The 18,530-nt window shown below is 66.5% G+C and carries 16 protein-coding genes and 1 pseudogene; 9 read left to right on the forward strand and 8 right to left on the reverse strand.

All coding sequences use genetic code 11. From position 1 onward, the window contains the following. Positions 1-8 precede the first annotated feature (8 nt). Together ACQVDU_RS07905 and ACQVDU_RS07910 are read left to right on the forward strand one after the other, a co-directional pair. Positions 9-722 carry a TrmH family RNA methyltransferase gene (locus ACQVDU_RS07905; protein ID WP_443476787.1) on the forward strand — a complete coding sequence of 238 codons (714 nt, stop codon included), beginning with the start codon at positions 9-11 and terminating at the stop codon, positions 720-722. A 281-nt stretch (positions 723-1,003) separates the two neighbouring features. Then, the gene (locus ACQVDU_RS07910; protein WP_300591844.1) at positions 1,004-1,495 is read left to right on the forward strand and encodes an FBP domain-containing protein; all 492 of its coding nucleotides are present in this window, start codon (positions 1,004-1,006) and stop codon (positions 1,493-1,495) included. Here the strand turns inward: ACQVDU_RS07910 and ACQVDU_RS07915 are convergent, their stop codons facing one another. After that, positions 1,496-2,230, reverse strand: a complete 735-nt coding sequence (locus ACQVDU_RS07915; RefSeq protein WP_443476788.1) for a pyridoxamine 5'-phosphate oxidase family protein — start codon at positions 2,228-2,230, stop codon at positions 1,496-1,498. After that, the gene (locus ACQVDU_RS07920) at positions 2,227-3,573 is read right to left on the reverse strand and encodes an MATE family efflux transporter (protein ID WP_443476789.1); all 1,347 of its coding nucleotides are present in this window, start codon (positions 3,571-3,573) and stop codon (positions 2,227-2,229) included. The genes ACQVDU_RS07915 and ACQVDU_RS07920 overlap by 4 nt, the downstream gene beginning before the upstream one ends. A gap of 184 nt (positions 3,574-3,757) precedes the next feature. Here ACQVDU_RS07920 and ACQVDU_RS07925 point away from each other — a divergent pair, with 184 nt between their 5' ends. The 3 genes from ACQVDU_RS07925 to ACQVDU_RS07935 all read left to right on the forward strand — a co-directional run bounded on the left by ACQVDU_RS07925 (position 3,758) and on the right by ACQVDU_RS07935 (position 8,058). Continuing rightward, positions 3,758-5,119, forward strand: a complete 1,362-nt coding sequence (locus ACQVDU_RS07925) for a ClC family H(+)/Cl(-) exchange transporter (protein WP_300591850.1) — start codon at positions 3,758-3,760, stop codon at positions 5,117-5,119. A gap of 23 nt (positions 5,120-5,142) precedes the next feature. After that, complete coding sequence (locus tag ACQVDU_RS07930; RefSeq protein WP_443476790.1) at positions 5,143-7,107, forward strand: M13 family metallopeptidase; 1,965 nt, start codon at positions 5,143-5,145, stop codon at positions 7,105-7,107. Positions 7,108-7,251: 144 nt separating this feature from the next. Continuing rightward, complete coding sequence (locus ACQVDU_RS07935) at positions 7,252-8,058, forward strand: serine hydrolase (RefSeq protein WP_443476791.1); 807 nt, start codon at positions 7,252-7,254, stop codon at positions 8,056-8,058. A 24-nt stretch (positions 8,059-8,082) separates the two neighbouring features. Here ACQVDU_RS07935 and ACQVDU_RS07940 read toward each other — a convergent pair whose 3' ends face one another. The 6 genes from ACQVDU_RS07940 to ACQVDU_RS07965 all read right to left on the reverse strand — a co-directional run bounded on the left by ACQVDU_RS07940 (position 8,083) and on the right by ACQVDU_RS07965 (position 14,292). Continuing rightward, a complete protein-coding gene (locus ACQVDU_RS07940; protein WP_300591854.1) occupies positions 8,083-8,676 on the reverse strand; it encodes a PadR family transcriptional regulator in 594 nt (197 codons plus the stop codon). 135 nt (positions 8,677-8,811) lie between these two features. After that, complete coding sequence (ligM, locus tag ACQVDU_RS07945; RefSeq protein WP_443476792.1) at positions 8,812-10,224, reverse strand: vanillate/3-O-methylgallate O-demethylase; 1,413 nt, start codon at positions 10,222-10,224, stop codon at positions 8,812-8,814. A gap of 52 nt (positions 10,225-10,276) precedes the next feature. Then, positions 10,277-11,149: a formyltetrahydrofolate deformylase gene (gene purU / locus ACQVDU_RS07950; RefSeq protein ID WP_443476793.1), complete on the reverse strand. Its 873-nt coding sequence runs from the start codon at positions 11,147-11,149 to the stop codon at positions 10,277-10,279. Positions 11,150-11,168: 19 nt separating this feature from the next. Next, positions 11,169-12,038, reverse strand: a complete 870-nt coding sequence (locus ACQVDU_RS07955) for a methylenetetrahydrofolate reductase (protein ID WP_443476794.1) — start codon at positions 12,036-12,038, stop codon at positions 11,169-11,171. 143 nt (positions 12,039-12,181) lie between these two features. Continuing rightward, positions 12,182-12,691: a MarR family winged helix-turn-helix transcriptional regulator gene (locus ACQVDU_RS07960; RefSeq protein ID WP_300590486.1), complete on the reverse strand. Its 510-nt coding sequence runs from the start codon at positions 12,689-12,691 to the stop codon at positions 12,182-12,184. A 104-nt stretch (positions 12,692-12,795) separates the two neighbouring features. Beyond that, positions 12,796-14,292, reverse strand: coding sequence for an aldehyde dehydrogenase family protein (locus ACQVDU_RS07965; RefSeq protein ID WP_300590487.1), 1,497 nt, complete (start codon positions 14,290-14,292; stop codon positions 12,796-12,798). Between the two features lie 266 nt (positions 14,293-14,558). Between ACQVDU_RS07965 and ACQVDU_RS07970 the strand changes: the two are divergent. From ACQVDU_RS07970 to ACQVDU_RS07985, 4 genes and pseudogenes are all read left to right on the forward strand, one after another. After that, positions 14,559-14,861, forward strand: a pseudogene (locus ACQVDU_RS07970) (transketolase C-terminal domain-containing protein); the annotation flags it as partial. Between the two features lie 25 nt (positions 14,862-14,886). Further along, positions 14,887-15,948, forward strand: coding sequence for a zinc-dependent alcohol dehydrogenase (locus ACQVDU_RS07975; protein ID WP_443476795.1), 1,062 nt, complete (start codon positions 14,887-14,889; stop codon positions 15,946-15,948). Beyond that, positions 15,945-17,480 (forward strand): sugar ABC transporter ATP-binding protein, encoded by a 1,536-nt coding sequence (locus ACQVDU_RS07980; RefSeq protein ID WP_443476796.1) that lies wholly within the window; start codon positions 15,945-15,947, stop codon positions 17,478-17,480. Before ACQVDU_RS07975 ends, ACQVDU_RS07980 begins: the two co-directional genes overlap by 4 nt. After that, positions 17,477-18,472 (forward strand): ABC transporter permease, encoded by a 996-nt coding sequence (locus tag ACQVDU_RS07985; RefSeq protein ID WP_341578062.1) that lies wholly within the window; start codon positions 17,477-17,479, stop codon positions 18,470-18,472. Before ACQVDU_RS07980 ends, ACQVDU_RS07985 begins: the two co-directional genes overlap by 4 nt. Positions 18,473-18,530 lie beyond the last annotated feature (58 nt).

Below are 18,530 nucleotides of genomic sequence, written 5' to 3' on the forward strand. Positions count from 1 at the left end.
AAAAGATGATGGCGAGCCGAAGACGGGCGCAGCCATCCGCCTCCTGCCCCGGAGTCACACTGCCGTCGGATAGATTGCTCGACGTGCACGTCGAGTCCGAGCCCGGGAGCGAGCCGGAACTCTCCCACGGGGTCGGCCCCTGGCCGGGCGGTAAGGCGGAGTGGCCAGACGATCCGCACCTGGACCCCGAACTCCTCGCCGGCGGCGACCGGCGAAACGTCGTGGACCGGTATCGCTATTGGCGGATGGACGCAATTGTTGCCGATCTCGATGAGCGGCGGCATCCGTTTCACGTCGCCATCGAGAACTGGCAGCACGACCTCAACATCGGCTCCATCGTCCGCAGCGCGAACGCCTTCCTCGCGGCCGAGGTGCACATCATCGGGCGCCGCCGCTGGAACAAGCGCGGCGCGATGGTCACCGACCGCTACCAGCACGTGCGCCACCACGAGGATGTCGCGGCCTTCGCCGCGTGGGCGGATGCCGCGAGCTTGCCGATCATCGCGATCGACAACGTCGAGGGGTCCCGGCCTCTGCCCGACGCTGACCTGCCGCAGGCCTGCGTCCTGCTGTTCGGGCAGGAAGGGCCGGGACTCTCGCCCGAGGCGCTGGCCGCGGCATCCGGCACCGTCGAAATCGCCCAGTACGGCTCGACCCGCTCGATCAACGCCGCCGCGGCTGCCGCTGTTGTGATGTACGAGTGGTGCCGCCGCTGGGCGTGAGCGACGGCACAGGCGATCGGCGCTGAGGCGGCGTAGACTGCCGCGCGTGAACGGACAGATGACGCCTGCGGGCGGATGGAGGTTGTCGACGCGCTCTGCGTCGGCGGGCACGTCGGCCTGAGGCCGCGCTCTCTTCCCCGACGGGCTCCTCTTCCGCTCCGGCTGCACTGCAGTCGCAATTCCCGTTCACTCGACGTGCTGAGCGATCTTCGCTGACGCTGGCTTCTGCCGGTCGTGGCTCGCCGCATTCGCTTCGCCGTCGCATCCTGAAAGGAACGCTTATGCGTCCCCTCACCGACACCCAGATCCGGGCATCGTTTGTCAACGCCTCGCGCAGCGAGCGCAAGGCCCTGACTCTGCCCACAGACTTCGACGCTCCCGACTGGGAGGCCCTGGATTACCTCGGCATCCGAGATCCGAAGCTCCCGAAGCTCGCATCAGTCGTGATCGATCTCGACGATGAGCCCGTCGGCATCCTGCTGCGCCAGACTGACGCGCGCCCGCTGAGCCGCCCACAGTGCTCGTGGTGCAATGACATCCAGCTCCCCAATGACGTCGTGATGTTCGCCGCCAAGCGCGCGGGCGACGCCGGCCGGCGCGGCGACACTGTCGGCATCCTTGTGTGCGAGAACTTCGAGTGCTCGGCCAATGTGCGAAAGCTCCCGCCGTCGGCGTATCTCGGTTTCGACCGCGAGGCGGCGCGCGATCGACGCATCGAGGCGCTGCGCACGAATGTCACCGAGTTCGCCCGCAGCGTGCGCGACGGGGTGTAGTCAGTCTCCGGGCTGCATGATCTCGCGCAGCCGAGCCTCACGCTCGGCCGCGAGATCGTGCAGCCGCTGGGTGAAGGCGGCGACGGATGCGGCATCCGTGGCACCTGCTGCCTGCGTAACCGGTGACCCGACCGGCGTGCCGGCAAGGACCGCGAGCGGAACGACTCCCGCCCAAACGGTGTGGTCTTCGCCATCGTCTGGGGTGTCGCCCACGCCATCGAAGCGGACCTTGACGCTTGCCTGATCGAGCGGAACCTGCAGAACGTGCGTCGCACGGACCTCTTTGCGCGTCATCTCTCGCACCTCGGCGCGCCGGCCCGGCATGAGGTGGTCCGAGACCTGCCAGAGCGCGCGCTCCCGAAGCTCGTCGGGCACGATCCTGGCGCGTCCGAACACGACGGCGCTCCGGTAGTTGGCGGAGCTCTCGAACGTGGATGCCGCAAAGACCAGCCCGTCCACGTGCGTGACGGTGACCGAGACCGGAACGCCATCGCCCGCGGCATCCAGGAACAACCCACCGCCAGTCGAGCCGTGCAGCAGCAGCACGGGCCCCTCCCCGAGGTCGCCGACCCCGTAGAGGTAGGGCAGCACGATCGGTGCGCCGCCCCGAACGAAGCCCACGTGGGCAACGATCCCTTCCGCGAGGATGCCGAACAGTACCTCGGTATCGGTGTTCTGTCTCTGCGGCTTGCGCCGCACCTGCAGCGAGGGGAGGGAGGGACTCTCGGCGCTCATACGTTGAGGGTAGAGCCGAGCCAGGTCTGGCCCCGCAATCGCCAGCCGAGCGTTGCGGCGCGCGCGAGCATGTAGACGCCGAAGAACGCGACGGCAAGCCACGCGAGCCCGGCCGCACCGCCGGGGTGGAAGACCGCAACCAGAGCCAGGGCGGGAAGGAACGGCACGAGATTGAGGGCGCCCGCGATCGCGAGATAGCGCGCGTCGCCGGCGCCGATGAGCACGCCGTCCCAGACGAAGACGATGCCGCACAACGGTTGGGCGACGGCGAGTACGAGCAGGGCAGGTTGCACGATGGCGGCGAGTTCCGGGTCGCCGGTGAAGAGGAGCCCGATGACCCCGGAGGCCGCCGCGACTCCCGCCCCGACCAGGATGCCGAACCACAGGCCCCACGCGCTGGTGCGCTGCAGCACCTTGCGTACGCGAGCGTGGTCCTTTTCGCCGAGTGACTTGCCGATGAGCGCTTGAGCCGCGATCGCGAGGGCGTCGAGAGCGAACGCGGCAGCCGAGAAGATCGTGTACGCGACCTGCCAGCCTGCGAGTTCATCGGTGCCGAGCCCGGTGGCTACGGCGACCGTCGTCAGCAGCGCGATCCGCAGCGACACCGTCCGCAGGAACAGCCAGCTGCCCGTGCGGGCAGATCCGCGGACCCCGCGGGCCGATGGGCGGACCTGGGCCGAATGCCGCTGAGCAAGCCGCCCGATGACACCGACGTAGGCGATGACCATGCCCCACTGGGCGAGCACGGTACCGACCGCTGAGCCCGCGATTCCCCACCCGAGGCCGTAGATGAACAGTGCGTTCAGCGCGGCGTTGGCGCCGAAGCCCGCGGCGGCGATCCACAGCGGTGTGACGGTGTCTTGCATCCCGCGCAGCAGCCCCGTCGCGGCGAACACGATCAGCATCGCGGGAAGGCCCCACATCGAGATGTGGAGGTAAGTCATGGCGTCGGCGGCTACTGCCTCGCTGGCGCCGAAGAGCGAGACGAGCGGTGGTGTCGCGAGGGATCCGGCGAGGGCCAGGATCGCGCCGAGTCCCAGGGCAAGCCAGAGGCCGTCGATGCCGACCGAGACCGCGGACGTCGCGTCGCCGGCGCCGAAGCGTCGGGCAACCGCCGGGGTCGTCGAGTACGCGAGGAACACCATGAGCCCGACGATCGTCTGCAGGATCGCCGAGGCGATCCCGAGGGCGGCCAGCGGCACAGTGCCCAGGTGTCCGACCAGAGCCGAATCGACGATGAGGAACAGCGGCTCGGCGATGAGAGCACCGAGCGCCGGCACCGCGAGCCGCAGGATGTCGCGGTTCAGCGTCGATGGAGCGCCGCCGGCGGGTCGAGAAGGCACGAGCCGAGCCTAGGGTTTGCTGTCGCTCAGCCGGATGACGCGCGCCGGGCTGGTCCGGCCCGTTGGCTTGCCGCAACACGCCGTGCGCGGCATCCGTCGTTCACAGTTTGCGGCAAACGAACCGTGCTGATGCCACGATGAGTAGTGCGGAAGAGGCGCCGCCGGGCGCCCGGGCAGGGGTGGGATGACGGGGAAGACGTCGTCGACCACATCTCCGGATGCCGGCAGCGGCGCTGTGCGGCAGATCGCGATCCTCATGCTGCTCGCTGCCATCGCCGGCCTCGCGGTCGGACTCATCGGGGGTGCCTTTCGCTGGTGCATCTACCAGGCCGAGCATCTGCGCATCGAGGTCTTCGCCTTCGCGCACGACCAGCCCGCATGGGGATGGTTGATCGCCATTGCCGTCACCGCGACAGGCGCGACGCTTGCTGCACTTCTCGTGAGATGGGTACCGCAGGCTGCAGGAAGCGGCATCCAGTACGTCGAGGCTGTCGAGCGCGGGCAGGAGCCACCGAGCGCCTTCGGCGTGCTCGTGGCGAAGTTCGTCGGCGGTGTGCTCGCGATCGGGTCAGGGATGGTGCTTGGTCGCGAGGGCCCCACGGTCCACATCGGGGCGGTTCTCGGGGCCGAGGCAGCTCGCCGCAGCCGCAGATCCGCGGCGGATGCCCGCACACTTCACTCCGCCCTCTCTGGTGCGGGGCTGGCGGTCGCGTTCAATGCTCCGCTCGGCGGATCGCTCTTCGTCATCGAAGAGATCGCCCAGTCGGTGAAGGCCCGCATCGTCCTTCCCACCCTGACCGGTGTCGCTGTCGCCGTCGCCACCGCGTGGATCGTCGTCGGCAATGCACCGATCTTCCAGGTGGATCCGGTGCCGTCGCCCGACCTCGCGCAGGTCGGCGTCTTCGCTGTCTTCGGCCTGCTCACCGGCATCCTCGGCGCGGGATACAACCGCCTCATCCTGGGATTCCTGACGGCCGCGCGGGCTGCTCGCCGCGTGCCGCCTGTCGCTCAGGCTGCGATCATCGGTGGCACCGTTGGTCTGCTGCTGTTCCTCGATCCGCTGGGCGCCGGAGGGGGTGACCCGATCTCGCAGGGGCTGCTCCGCGGCGAGCCGCTCATACCCCTCGTGCTTGCGGCAACCCTCGTCATCCGGTTCCTCGCCGGCCCGCTCTCGTACGCGGCCGGAACCCCGGGCGGCCTGTTCGCACCGCTGCTGGCGATCGGCGCGCTGTGGGGAGCGCTGTGCGGATCTCTGGCCAAACTGATCCTCCCGGAGGTGGCCGATACGACGGTCGTCGTGTTCGTCCTGGTCGGAATGACCGCGATGTTCGCGGCTACGATCCGGGCGCCGCTGACCGGCATCGCCGTCGTGGTCGAGATGACGGCTGTCGCAACAGTGCTGGCGCCGATGCTGGCGGCATCCGTCTGCGCGATCCTCGTCGCCGCCCTCCTGCGGACCCGCCCGATCTACGAAGACCTACGCGAACGGATGCTGCATCCACCTGCGGTTCGCTCCGTGTTCCCGCCGCGCACGGATCGCGCATAGCGGAGGTGCTTATTCTGGAGGACATGACCGACGCCCTCGCCTGCGGCCTCCCGCTCGAAGAACTTTCTGCCGACATCCGCCCGCAAGACGATCTGTTCCGCCATGTGAACGGTGCGTGGCTGGATCGCACGGAAATTCCCGACGACAAGGCTCGCTGGGGGTCGTTCCACCTCATCGCCGAACAGGCCGAGAAGGACGTGCGCGCGATCATCGAAGAGAGCACGGATGCCGAGCCCGGCACCGAGACGCGCAAGATCGGCGACCTGTACACGAGCTTCATGGACACCGAGCGCATCGCCGCGCTCGGTGCGACGCCGATCGCCGCTCAACTGGCCGCGGTTGACGCGATCTCATCGATCCCGGAGCTGCTGACGACCCTCGGCGCCCTCGAGCGCGACGGCGTCTCGGGCCTGTTCGGCCTCTACGTTGAGCCCGATCCCGGCAACCCGCAGCGCTACGTTCCGTTCATCGTGCAGGGCGGGCTGTCGCTTCCCGACGAGAGCTACTACCGGCTCGAGAACTTCGAGAAGACCCGAGGCGAGTTCCGCGCGCACGTCGAACGGATGCTGACCCTCGCAGGTGTCGCGGATGCCGCGGCGGATGCCGATCGCATCGTCGCCCTCGAGACCGAGCTGGCCTCCCACCACTGGGACAACGTGCGTAGTCGCGACGCGATGGCCACCTACAACCTGCACACCTGGATGCAGTTCCTGGAGCTGGCGGAGCTGGACCTTGCGCCGTGGCTGTCGGCGTTGGCGCCGGGCAAGGAGACGGCGTTCGACGAGGTCGTCGTGTACCAGCCGAGCTTCATCGAGTCGCTCGGTTCCCTTCTCGTTCCGGAGCGACTGGACGACTGGAAAGCTTGGCTGCGAATCGCCGTCATCCGTGGCGCCGCGCCCCTTCTCTCTGACGAGTTCGTCGCCGAGAACTTCGCCTTCTACGGAACCCAGCTCACCGGGGTGCCCACGATCCGGGACCGCTGGAAGCGCGGCGTGAGTCTGGTCGAGGGCTCAATGGGCGAGGCCGTCGGACGCGTGTACGTCGAACGGCACTTTCCGCCGGCGGCGAAGGAAGCCATGGACGAGCTGGTTGCGAACCTCATCGAGGCGTACCGGCGCAGCATCCGTTCGCTGGAGTGGATGAGCCCCGAGACTCGCGAGCGGGCGCTCGCCAAGCTCGACGCGTTCACCCCGAAGATCGGCTACCCGAGGACGTGGAAGGACTATTCAGCTCTCGAGATCGATGCCACCGACCTGGTCGGCAACGCGCGCCGTTCGCACCGGGTCGAGCACGATCGCCAGCTGGCGAAGGTCGGGAAGCCGATCGACCGCGACGAGTGGCTCATGACGCCGCAGACCGTGAACGCGTACTACAACCCGCTCATGAACGAAATCGTCTTCCCTGCGGCAATTCTGCAGTACCCGTTCTTCGACGCCAGCCGTGACGCGGCCGCGAATTACGGCGGCATCGGCGCGGTCATCGGCCACGAGATCGGCCACGGGTTCGATGACCAGGGGAGCCGCTTCGACGGTGACGGATCGCTGCGCGACTGGTGGACCGAGGCCGACCGCGAAGCCTTCGAGCAGCGCACCAAGGCGCTCATCGAGCAGTACGACACGCTGACCCCGCGGGGCCTGGACGAGAAGCATCACGTCAACGGCGCGCTCACGATCGGTGAGAACATCGGAGACCTCGGGGGTCTCGGCATCGCCATCAAGGCGTACGAGATCTCGCTCGGCGGTGAGCCGGCTCCGGTGATCGACGGATACACCGGCATCCAGCGGCTGCTGCTGAGCTGGGGGCAGATCTGGCAGCAGAAGGGGCGGGACGCCGAGACCATCCGCCTGCTCACGATCGACCCGCACTCGCCGAACGAGTTCCGCTGCAATCAGATCCTGCGCAACGTCGACGCCTTCTACGACGCGTTCGAGGTGACAGAGGCTGACCAGCTCTGGCTCGACCCCGCCGAGCGCGTCACAATCTGGTGAGGTCGATCACCTAGAATCCCCCCACCTGAACACGGGAAGGATCCCTCGGTGGGCACACCACCCAGCACGTCGCGCGCCGGTCACCGCGCCGACTCTCGGCGGACTCGTCATGCGTCTGGGCGCGCACGTTCCTTTGCTGCGACCATGCACGCTCTCGAACAGCTGGCCAGCACCGGTGCCCGTGTCTCGGTGTGCGTCACTGACCTTGATCGCGAGAAAGACCTCGTGCTGGGGGATGCGTTCGTCACGCTGCCTGTCGCTCAGCTCGGAGTGGTGCCTCTGCTGATCCAGGTGTCTGCAGCACTGGAGGCTGGCGATCTCGGCGGGGCGGCCTCCGTTGCCCGGCAGCCCCTGGTCGACGGCTCGTCGGCCGGACTGTGGCGCCACTTCGCTGCCGTCGATCTGAAGCCGGTGGATCTTGCGGTCCTCACGGCGGCGGCAGCCGACCCGTTGGCGACCAACGCGCTCATCGATCTCGTCGGGCTCGACCCGGTTCGAGAGCGCATCGAGCACCTTGGGCTCACACGGACAGCACTACTCGACCGCGTCCGTGAGGACCGGGGGCCGGATGACGCTCCGCACTTCGCGCTGTCGACGACCCGTGATCTGACGACGATGTTCTCGGCGCTCATGAACGGCAGAGCAGTATCTGCCACGGTCAGTGCGCAGGTGATCGGGTGGCTCGCGCTCAATGCCGATCTCGGACTCGCCGCTGGCGCGACGGGCCTCGACCCGCTCGCACACGCCGGCACCGGGAAGGAGCTGCTTCTCGTGAACAAGACCGGGCGCGACCGCGGCATCCGTGCCGAGGCCGGCGTGCTCGCCGGGCCCCGGGCAGGCGTCGCCTACGCGATGATCGTGCAGTTCACGGAGCACACTCCGCTCGATCGGTTGCGGGTGCAGGATGCGTTCCGGGTATTCGGCGCCGACCTGATGGAGTCCGTGCACTGAACCTGGTGCCCTCCGGGGCTCAGCTCAGACGTCGCCGTCGAGCTTGTCAACCAGATCCAGGCCGCGCTGTGCCCACGCGATCTCGCTCTTTGCCCGCTCGACAAGACCCTCGTACGCGAAGTGCTTGTACGCGACGATGCGCTCGTGTTCTTCGGCGGGGGAGGCTTTCAAGCGACGTTCGAGCATGGGGTTCGGTGGATCGATGTGATCGATCTTGCGGAGTTCGCCGTCCCACTGGGCGAGCTCGCCTTCCCACTGTTCGATGTGTCGACGAAAGAACTCTCTCGCGGCATCCGGCGACGCCGACTCCAAGTACGCGGCGCGCAGGTGGGCGGGGTCGCGTACGCGCTGATAGTCGAGCGGGGAGGCCATCCAGGCGAGGAAGGCACGGTCGCCGGCATCCGTGACGTGGTACATCCGCCGCGTGCCGCGCTCGCCCCGAGCTTGCTCTTCGGCTTCGATGAGGCCGTCGGCTTCCATCTTGCGGAGCTCTGGATAGATCTGTGAGTCCGGCGCGTGCCAGACATGACCCACGGACTGCGTGAACTGTTTGGCCAGCTCATACCCCGACAGCGGTCCGACCCGCAGCAGTGCCAACAGTGCGTAGCGAAGGCTCATCGCTGTGCTCCTTCCCTGCCGAGTCCGCTCCCGTGATGCTACCGATACGCCGCGAGACTGCCCCCGCGCCGCGAGACAGCGTGTTGCGTGTGCTGTCTCGCGGGCAGGATGCAGTCTCGCGGGTTTCTGAGGTGATCAGTCGTTCTTGTAGCCGGTGCGCCAGCCGCCCTGGTAGGTCTGGCGGGCGACCGTCGAGTAGGGCACGGGGCTCACGACAACGCGCACTTCGGTCTGCTCGTGCGGCTCGACCGACGCCTTCTTCGATCCACCGTTCGGCTCACCCCAGACCACGCGCAGCTCGGTGCCCTCGGGCACATCGGGCGACACGGTAGCCAGCGACAGGCCGCGGCGCTCGTTGGACGAGTAGCCGGTGAACATCGAGTAGCCGACGACCGTTCCATCGGCATCCACGACAGCGTCGTAGTTGGCCGAGCCGTAGTTCGCCAGCGGCAGGTCGAAGAACTTGTAGTTCGGGCCGTCGACGTTCAGCAGCGACGTCCAAACCTTGCCGAGGTCCTCGGCATTCCACGCGAGGGTGACCTTCTTGCGCTGTGCGGCCGGGTCCATCTTCTCGAGCGCGTCGCGACCGATGAAGTCGTGGTCGAACTTGACGAACGACCCGTAGCCGAGCTCCCAGGGCGTCAGGTAGTAGTCCTCGATGTTCTCGGACACGAACGACCCGGCGAGCGTTCCGGTCGCCTCGTACGAGTTCGCCGGCAGCCAGTCACGGTACGCCTGCTCCTCGGCGCCGGTGTAGATCGCGGGAAGCGGGGAAGGAATCCAGCCCGACTCGAGCGTGTTCGACGGGTAAGCCCGCGAACCGACGGGCAGGAGGCCGAACTCGGCGCCAGCCTCGACGATCAGGTCGCGGATCTTGTGGTGGTCGGCGTAGGGGCCCCAGATCTCCAGGCCGGGGGCGCCGGCCATGCCGTGACGCAGAGTACGCACGTTCATGCCGCCGATCTTCATCTCCGACATGTTGAAGAAGCCGAGCTTCTCGAGCGGTCCGCCGTTGAGTTTTTCGATCACGGCCCAGGCGTTCGGGCCCTGGATCTGGAAGCGGTAGTACTTGCGCGAGACGGCGTCACCGTACGGGCGCGAGTTCGAGCGGCGGTCGACCTCGACGTCCAGGTTCTGGTAGCCGCCGGTCTCGCCGTGGAACATGAGCCAGTTCGATGCGGGCGCGCGGCCGACATAGACGTATTCGTCTTCGGCTTCGCGGAACAGGATGCCGTCGCCGATGACGTGTCCCGAAGCCGTCGTGGGAACGTACTGCTTGGCCTTGTTGACGGGGAAGTTCGCGACGGAGTTGATGGCGGTGTCGGAGATCAGCTTGATGGCATCCGAGCCCTTGAGGAACACGTTGTCCATGTGGTGGGACTGGTCGTAGAGCACGGCGGTGTCGCGCCACGCCTTCTGCTCCTTGATCCAGTTGGTGAAGTCAGCCGGCACGACGGGATAGATGTACGAGCCGATCTGGGAGTTGCGCAGCAGCTCGACCGGCGAGCCCGCCGCGTCGATGACTTCCTGCAGATTCTGAGGTGCCACGATGAACCTTTCTTCAGTGGTGCGGGCAATCCCGCGGTGGTGGGTGGGTAGGTCAGAAGACGACGGTGTGGTTGCCGTGTCGGATGACGCGGTCTTGTGCGTGCCAGAGCACGGCGCGCGAGAGGACTGCCCGTTCGACATCGGCGCCGCGCCGCTGCAGGTCGGCGGCCGAGTCCGCGTGAGTGACTCGCACGGCGTCCTGCTCGATGATGGGTCCTTCGTCGAGGTCCTTGGTCACGTAGTGGCTCGTTGCGCCGATCAGCTTCACGCCGCGTTCCTTCGCCTTGCGGTACGGTCCCGCGCCGATGAAGGCGGGAAGGAACGAGTGGTGGATGTTGATGACCGGGACGGCGACGTCGTCGATGAAGTTCTCGGAGAGGATCTGCATGTACCGCGCGAGGACGACGAAATCGACGTTGCCCGCGAGCAGCTTGACGATCTCGGCTTCGGCAGCAGACTTGTCCGGACCCTGTGAGGGCACGTGGAAGAACGGGATGCCGAAGCTTCGGACGTCCTCGGCCATGTTGGTGTGGTTGGAGATCACCATCGGGATAGACACCGGGAGCTCGCCGCGGCGGTGGCGCCACAGCAGATCGAGAAGACAGTGGTCGGAGGTCGAGGCGAGCACTGCCATGCGCTTCGGAACCGATTGGTCGGTGAGGCGCCACGTCATCCCGTACGGCTCGAGAGTCTTGGCGATGTCGTTCTCGATCTCTTCGAACGCCGCAGTCAGGTTCGGCCGGTGGAAGACGACGCGCTGGAAGAATGCGCCCCCTTCGGGGTTGTCGGAGTACTGGTCGAGACTCACGATGTTCGCCTTGTGGCGCGTGATCAGACCCGTGACCGCCGCGACCAGGCCGGGCTGGTCGGGTCCGTGGACGATAAGGCAGGCGTGATCGCGCAGTGCTTCGTTGTGTACCGTCATGGCGTCGACTCCTTCCGGCTCACTTCGCGATGAAATCGCGGGCCCACGTCGCCGTGGCCTCGAGGCCGCCGAACGTGTACATGTGGAGCTTCACGGCGCCCACCGACGGGTCGGCATCGAACAGGGCCGCGAGATCGGAGACGAACTTGTCGGGTCCCGCGGAGCCCATCAGGTTCGTGAGGGAGAAGCCGTACTTCTTCACGATCATCGCGTTGGCTCCCACGCCGAAGCGGGACGCGAACGAGATGAGGCGCTTGATGCCGGCGGGACCGGGTGTGCCCAGGCGGATCTGGGTGTCGATGCCCCGGTCGCGAACACCCTTGATCCACGCCATCACCGGGTCGGTGTCGAAGCTGAACTGCGTCAGGATGACGGCATCCAGCCCGGCATCCTTGAGGGCGGCGGACTTGTCTTCGAGGTGCTGCCACAGGACGTCGGTGGGGATATCAGGGTGGCCCTCGGGGTAGCCGGCGATCGACACCTCCTTGACGCCGTACTGTTGCAGAACTCCCGAGCGGATCATCGTCAGCGCGTCAGGGTAGGGGCCCTCCGGCGTTGCGGGGTCGCCGCCGACCGCGAACACGTGCTCGGTGGCGCCGATCTCGGCAAGGGCGCTGAGGAACTCTTCGAGCTGGGCCTGGGACGCGATGCGGCGCGCGGAGATGTGCGGAACGGGAACGAACCCGAGCTCCTTGACGGCCTTGGCCGCTGCGACACGCATCGGAAGGTCTTCGTTCCCGAGGAAGGTCACGTTGACCTTCGTGCCGGCTGGGATGAGCGAGGCGGCCTCGGTGAGACCGACGACGTCTTTCTCTTTTCCGGTGATCTCGAGGGAGTAGCCCTCGACGAGACGTTTGGCCGACTCGGTCGTCGGTGTGGTGTGTGCCATGGCGAGTGGTCCTTTCCGCTGCCAGGAGTGCGTCATTGCAGTATGTGGCGATTTTACCTATGGACATAGGCAATGTCCATAGGGGTGGAAACGAGGAGGGGATACCGACACGTTGTCAGGTATCCCCTTCTCGGAAGGCGTGATCAGCGCGCTTGGTTTGCGGCTGTCTCGTTCTCGAGGATCTGGAGCTCCCGCGCATCGACCAGCATGCGCTGCAGCAACGCGTTGAGGTTCGTGATCTCTTCGTGCGAGAGGTGGGCGAGAACGATGTCCTGGCCCCTCATCGAGATCGGCAGCATATCGTCGTGCATCTGGACGCCCTCGGTCGTCAGATACATCGGCCGTGATCCCCGCGGGCCGTCCAGCAGAACGATCAGACCGCGGCCCACGAGCGTGTTGACGCTTTTGGAGACCACTGCCTTGTTGACTCCGATGAACTCGGAGACCTCTGTCGCAGAGAATCCGGGGTTGAGCGCTAGGACCGAGATCACGCGCCAGTCGTTGGTGCCGAGGCCGAATCGGCGCCTCAGCTCGTTCGATTCGCGCCACACGAGCGCGTTCGACAGCAGCGCCAGCAGGCGCGGCGTGAAGTTATCGGGGTCGACGGTGTTCTGGAGGGGTTCCCACTGGATGCGTGGATCGAGCCGGTCCATGTGGTCCTTCGCGCGTCGGATGATGTTCGGGTTGGAAGTGACGGTAGTAGACGATCGGGGCCGAGCGAGGAATCTGCCCGGCCCCGATCGAGTGAGGGTAGTTCTCAGTGAGCCATCGCCGCGAGGGCTTCGGGGTCGATGGTTGCGATCGAGCGGGTGTCCTGGAAAGCGCGGATGCCTTCGATACCCTGCTCGCGACCGATGCCGGACTGCTTCATGCCGCCGAACGGTGCGCGCAGGTCAAGGCGGGTCGCGCCGTGGTCGTTGACCCAGACGTACCCGCACTCGAGGGCGCCGCCGACGCGCTGCGCAGCGTCGGGGCTTCCCGTCCACACCGATCCGCACAGGCCCGCCCACGTGTCGTTGGCGAGGCGGATGGCCTCCTCTTCGGTGTCGAAGGGGATGATGGGGATGACGGGGCCGAACTGTTCCATCGTGACCACGCGCAGGCTCGGGTCGGGGTCGACCACGATCGCGGGGCGCATGAAGTTGCCGCCCGCGAGCTCACCGCCGGGGAGTTCGCCGAACTCACGAACATCGGCGCCGGCATCCTTCGCCTCCTGGATGAGCTCTTCGACGAATGCCTTCTGCGCCGAGGAGTGCAGGGGGCCCATCGTGGTGCCCTCGTCCAGGCCGTAGCCGATGACAGCCTTGTTGAGGCGGTCGGACAGACCGTTCACGACCTCGTCGAGGCGTGAGCGGTGCACGTAGACGCGCTTGGCATTCATGCAGATCTGCCCGGTGGTGTCGTAGATCGCCGCGTACAGGCGGTCCAGGTGGGTGTCGTCGATGACGGCATCCTCGAGGAAGATCGCGGCGTCGTTCCCACCGAGCTCGAGCGTGACGCGGGTGAGGGTCTTGGAGGCCATCTCCATCATCCGCTTGCCGCCGTTAACGGAACCGGTGAAGCACACCTTGGCGATATCGGTGTTCTGGATCAGGCCCGACATGTTCTCGTCCTTGCCGGTGACGATGTTCAGCACCCCGGGCGGGAGCTTTTCGGCGACGCGCTGCACGAGCTTCGCGGTGGCAAGCGGCGCGGTCAGCGGCGGCTTGACGATCGCGGTGTTGCCGGCAAGCAGCGCGTGGGGGAGAGCCGCGCCGAGGATCGCGATCGGCCAGTTGAACGGCACGATGATCGTGGTCACGCCCAGCGGCTGGTATGACACCTTCGTGTCGACCGGGATCGCACCAGGAACCGCGGGCAGCGTGTGGTCGGTGTCGACCTCGTCAGCGAGCATGAGCGCGAGGTTCCAGCGGATCTCGAACACGAGCGCGTCAACCCAGGCCTCGAAACGGACCTTGCCGTTTTCCTGCGACAGGATCGCTGCGTCGTCGTCGCGGTCATCCGCGATTCCGGCGATCGCCTCTGCCATCAAACGGGCGCGCTCTTTCGCGCCCAGGGCCGCCCACGCCGGGAAAGCCTCCTTCGCGGCAGCCACCGCGTCCGCGACATCCTGTTGCGAAGCTGCTGCTGCCTCGCCGACAACCGCGCCCGGCTTCCCGGGGTCCGCGATCTTCAGCGTCTCGTCGGTGAACCGCTCGGTTCCCCCGATGAACAGTCCGGTCCGTACACCGGCCTGCGTCAACGTGTCAGACATCCTGCACCTCTCTGTGTGTTGTCTTCCCTGATTCGGATGCCGAAGCACCCGCCCCGCGCCGGGCGGCGCGCGAGTCCATTGTGCAGCGTCACTGGACCCCCCGGGATCCTTTTCTCGGATTGGGGCGACCTCATCGACCGCACTTCGCCCCTCTGCGAAGGGCTGCATTCGGTGTCAGTGAGCGCTGAATCGAGTTTAGGTGCATTCCTGTTTACTTGTAAATGAGTTTGTGTTAGCGTCACTCGCATCGCCCCGAGCGCGAGGGTGCCTCGGTGCGCGTCGTCGACATGTTCACGCTCAAGCCGATCGACGCTGACCTGATCGCGCAGTGCGCCGAAGAAACCGGAGGTCGCTTCGTCGTTCTCGAAGACCACCTCGCCTACGGCGGACTCGCCTCGCGCGTCGCCGACGTGGTGGCCGACCGCGGCATCCACCTCACCGCCTTCGAGCGTCTGGGCATCCCCCAGGTCTACGCCGGGTTCGGCGAAGACGAACAGCTGCGCGACAAGCACGGGTACGGACTCTCGGCGACAGTATCGGCGCTGCGCCGAGCCCTCGCCGCCCGCTGATCCACCCCGCTCACCGGAGAGACGAATGAAGACCGTAGCTGTCACCCGCATCGGAAGCCTGCGTGACCCCGACGAGAGCGCACGCGGCCGCGTCGAGGTCGTGGACTTCCCCGAGCAGGAACTCGGGCCGGAGGACGTCCGCGTCCGGGTCGCCTACTCGGCGATCTGCGGATCTGACCCCCACCTGGCCGAGGGTTACTTCGGCACCGACGTGCCGATTGGCTTGGGCCACGAACTATCGGGCGTCGTCGAAGCACTCGGCGAGCGCGCGCACCGCAATGGGCTGCAGGTCGGTGACCGCGTCGCGGGCAACTTCCTGCGCTTCTGCGGCACCTGCCGCCCCTGCCAGGAAGGCAAGCAGCAGTTCTGCGAGCACATCCAGGAGTACAACCGCCCGGGGATGGCCGAGACGATCACGTGGCACGAGTCGCAGCTCTACAAGCTGCCTGACTCGGTCTCGCTCCTGAAGGGGTGTCTGCTGGAGCCGACCTCGGTCGCAGTCCGGATCGCCGACAAGACCCGTATTCGCGTCGGCGATCGGGTTGCGATCGTCGGTGGCGGACCGATCGGCCAGCTCACGCTGCAGGTCATGCGGATGGCTGGCGCGACGTCGCTCACGATGATCGAACCGATCGCCGAGCGACGAGCGATGGCAGCCCGCCACGGCGCCGAGTTCGTCATCGATCCCGTCGCCGAGGATCAGTTCGCGCGGACCGATGAGATCACCGACGGGCGGGGCTACGACGTCGTCATCGACGCCTCCGGCTCGACCCGTGCCGTGAAGGGGATTCTCGACATCGCCGCCAAGGGAGGCACCGTCGTCTACGGTGCGATGTATCCCGCGCAGTTCGAGATGCCGCTCAACCTCTCGGACTATCTGTACCTGAAAGAACTCACGCTCACTGGCGTCTTCGTCTCGCCCTACGCTTTCCCGAGGGCGCTGCAGATCCTGCCGCATCTGGACGTTGACGAGCTCACCGCGGCGGTCTTCGATCTGGATGACGCGTCCGAGGCTTTCGCGGTCCATGTCAGCGGTGTGCACCCGAAGGTCGTCATCCGTTGCAACCGCTTCGAGGAGTCAGAATGACCCTGCTAGAAGAGCGCCCCGAGGTGCGTCCGGTCGACGTCCCGGCGCTCGCCGCGCACGATATCGACAAACGTTTCGACGGCGTCCACGCGCTCGAGAGGGCGCAGTTCTCGGTTCTTCCGGGCGAGATCCACGCGCTGCTCGGCGAGAACGGCGCGGGTAAGTCGACACTCATCAAGATCCTCACCGGCGTGTATGCGCCTGATGGCGGCACGATCTATCGCAACGGCGAGAAGGTCGAGTTCGCCAATGTGCGCGTCGCGAACGCGGCGGGCGTGGTGGCGCTCTATCAGGAGCTGTCGATCATCCCGACTATCAGCGTCGCCGAGAACATCCTGCTCGGCGAGCAGACCCCCAGCCGCGGCGGCATCGTGCAATGGGGTCAGATGCGAAAGCGTGCGAAGGCGCAGCTCGAGAGCATCAACCAGCGCAAGATTCCCCTGAACGCGCTCGCCGGTGACCTCTCGCCCGTGCAGCAGACGATGGTGGCGTTCGCTCGCGCCCTCGCGACCGACGCCAAGGTCCTCATCCTCGACGAGCCGACGGCCTCGCTGACCGACACCGAGATCGTGGAGCTGTTCTCGGTTCTGCGCGCGCTGCGGGATCGCGGTGTGGCGATCGTCTACGTGTCGCATCGTCTTGAAGAGGTGTTCCAGCTGTGCGATCGGCTCACGATCATGCGCAACGGCACCCACATCGTCACGAAGGGTGTCGCTGACTCCCACATCGACGAAGTCATTTCGCTGATGGTCGGCCGCAACGCCAGTGAGATGTTTCCCGAGCGCGGCACCGCAACCGACGAGGTCGCCATCGAGGTGCGCCACCTGGACGGGCGCCGGGTGAAGGATGTCTCGTTCGTCGCCCGCAAGGGTGAGGTCCTCGGTATCGGCGGCCTCGCCGGGTCCGGGCGCAGTGAGCTGCTGCGCATCCTCTCGGGTGCCCAGAAGCACGTGGGCGGCGAGATCGTCGTCGGCGACACCGTCCTTCCCTCCTCGCCCGGAGTCGGCAGGGCCCTGGAAGCCGGGATCGCGCTCGTTCCGGAAGAGCGTCGCAGTCAGGGTGTCATTCTGGCCGCCTCGATCCAGGACAACATTGCGGTGGCCAACATCCCGACGATCAGCACGGCCGGCATCGTGTCGGGCGCGAAGATGTCCACGATCACCAAGCGCGGCATCGCTGATCTCAAGATCAAGGCGCGAAGCCCCCGCCAGCACGTCGGCGAGCTCTCCGGCGGGAACCAGCAGAAGGTGGTCCTCGCGAAGATGCTCGCCCGAAAGCCCAAGGTTCTGCTCATGGATGAGCCGACCCGAGGCATCGATGTCGGTACCAAGGCGGAGATCTACCGGCTCATCCGGCAGCTCGCTGCCGAGGGCACCGCGATCATCGCCGTCAGCTCGGAGCTTCCTGAGCTGATCGGGATGAGCGACCGGATCATCATCCTCCACGAAGGCGAGATCAGCGGCACGGTCCCCGCTGAGGGCGCCGACGACGAACTCCTCCTCTCCTACTGCTACGGGAAGCCCCAGTCATGACCTCCACCGACAACCAGAAGTCCCCGACGACCACGTCGATCGTGGTCGGTCACGCCAGCAATGCCGGCAGATGGATGCTGCAGGGCGGCACGATCGTCGCCCTGATCGTGCTCGTGCTGTTCTTCTTCCTGATGCGCCCCGACGTGTTCCTCACGTTCGTGAATGTGAAGAACATCCTGTATCAGGTCTCGATCCTCGCGATCATCGCCGGTGCGCAGACCGTTGTCATGGTCGTCGGCGACTTCGACCTGTCGGTCGGAGCCACCTCGGCCCTGGCCGGCGCGACAGCGGGAGCAGCAATGCTCGGCGGCATGCCCGTCCCGGCAGCCATCGCACTCGCCCTCATCGTGGGACTGCTGATCGGTCTGCTCAACGGCGTCCTGGTCGCTTACCTGAACCTCTCGGCGTTCATCGCGACGCTTGCCATGATGACCTCCGTCGTCGGTCTCGCGTTCCTCGTGACACAGGGAACAACACTGTTCAACTTCCCCCCGGAGTTCAACGAGCTCGGTCAGGGCAAACTGCTCGAGATCCCGATGCCGGTCTACTTCGCGATCATCATCTCGGTGATCCTGTGGTTCGTCCTGCGCTACACGACCCTTGGTCGTCGGTGGCACGCGATCGGGGGCAGCGTTGAGGTTTCGCGCCTCTCGGGTGTCAACGTACGCCGGGCGCGACTGCTCGCCTTCACCATCGCCGGATTCGTGTCGGCCATCGGCGGCATCCTGCTTGCCGCTCGCCTCGGCAGCGCGAGCGCGGTTCAGGGCGAGGACAACATGATGTTCTCGGTCGCCGCGGTGTTCCTCGGCATGACCATCGTTCGATCGGGCGCCGCGAACCTCGTCGGCACGATGGTCGGCGTCGCGATCATCGGCGTCATGAGCAACGGTCTAAACATCCTCGGCGTCAACGCCTACGTCCAGCAGGTCGTCACCGGGATCATCATCATCGCCGCCGTGACGCTCTCGTCCCTCAAACATCGGGAGCGGTGACCCCACCGATCCCATGACTCCGAGTCCCGACTCGGATCCCCACCCCGGGGAAGCACAC

The sequence above is a fragment of the Microbacterium sp. F2 genome, assembly GCF_052274505.1.
Lineage (GTDB): Bacteria > Actinomycetota > Actinomycetes > Actinomycetales > Microbacteriaceae > Microbacterium.

Coding starts and splice junctions, on each gene's coding strand:
- ACQVDU_RS07905 (WP_443476787.1), top strand. CDS start 9: ATGGCGAGCCGAAGACGGGCGCAGCCATCCGCCTCCTGCCCCGGAGTC.
- ACQVDU_RS07910 (WP_300591844.1), top strand. CDS start 1,004: ATGCGTCCCCTCACCGACACCCAGATCCGGGCATCGTTTGTCAACGCC.
- ACQVDU_RS07915 (WP_443476788.1), bottom strand. CDS start 2,230: ATGAGCGCCGAGAGTCCCTCCCTCCCCTCGCTGCAGGTGCGGCGCAAG.
- ACQVDU_RS07925 (WP_300591850.1), top strand. CDS start 3,758: ATGACGGGGAAGACGTCGTCGACCACATCTCCGGATGCCGGCAGCGGC.
- ACQVDU_RS07930 (WP_443476790.1), top strand. CDS start 5,143: ATGACCGACGCCCTCGCCTGCGGCCTCCCGCTCGAAGAACTTTCTGCC.
- ACQVDU_RS07935 (WP_443476791.1), top strand. CDS start 7,252: ATGCACGCTCTCGAACAGCTGGCCAGCACCGGTGCCCGTGTCTCGGTG.
- ACQVDU_RS07940 (WP_300591854.1), bottom strand. CDS start 8,676: ATGAGCCTTCGCTACGCACTGTTGGCACTGCTGCGGGTCGGACCGCTG.
- purU (WP_443476793.1), bottom strand. CDS start 11,149: ATGACGGTACACAACGAAGCACTGCGCGATCACGCCTGCCTTATCGTC.
- ACQVDU_RS07955 (WP_443476794.1), bottom strand. CDS start 12,038: ATGGCACACACCACACCGACGACCGAGTCGGCCAAACGTCTCGTCGAG.
- ACQVDU_RS07960 (WP_300590486.1), bottom strand. CDS start 12,691: ATGGACCGGCTCGATCCACGCATCCAGTGGGAACCCCTCCAGAACACC.
- ACQVDU_RS07965 (WP_300590487.1), bottom strand. CDS start 14,292: ATGTCTGACACGTTGACGCAGGCCGGTGTACGGACCGGACTGTTCATC.
- ACQVDU_RS07975 (WP_443476795.1), top strand. CDS start 14,887: ATGAAGACCGTAGCTGTCACCCGCATCGGAAGCCTGCGTGACCCCGAC.
- ACQVDU_RS07980 (WP_443476796.1), top strand. CDS start 15,945: ATGACCCTGCTAGAAGAGCGCCCCGAGGTGCGTCCGGTCGACGTCCCG.
- ACQVDU_RS07985 (WP_341578062.1), top strand. CDS start 17,477: ATGACCTCCACCGACAACCAGAAGTCCCCGACGACCACGTCGATCGTG.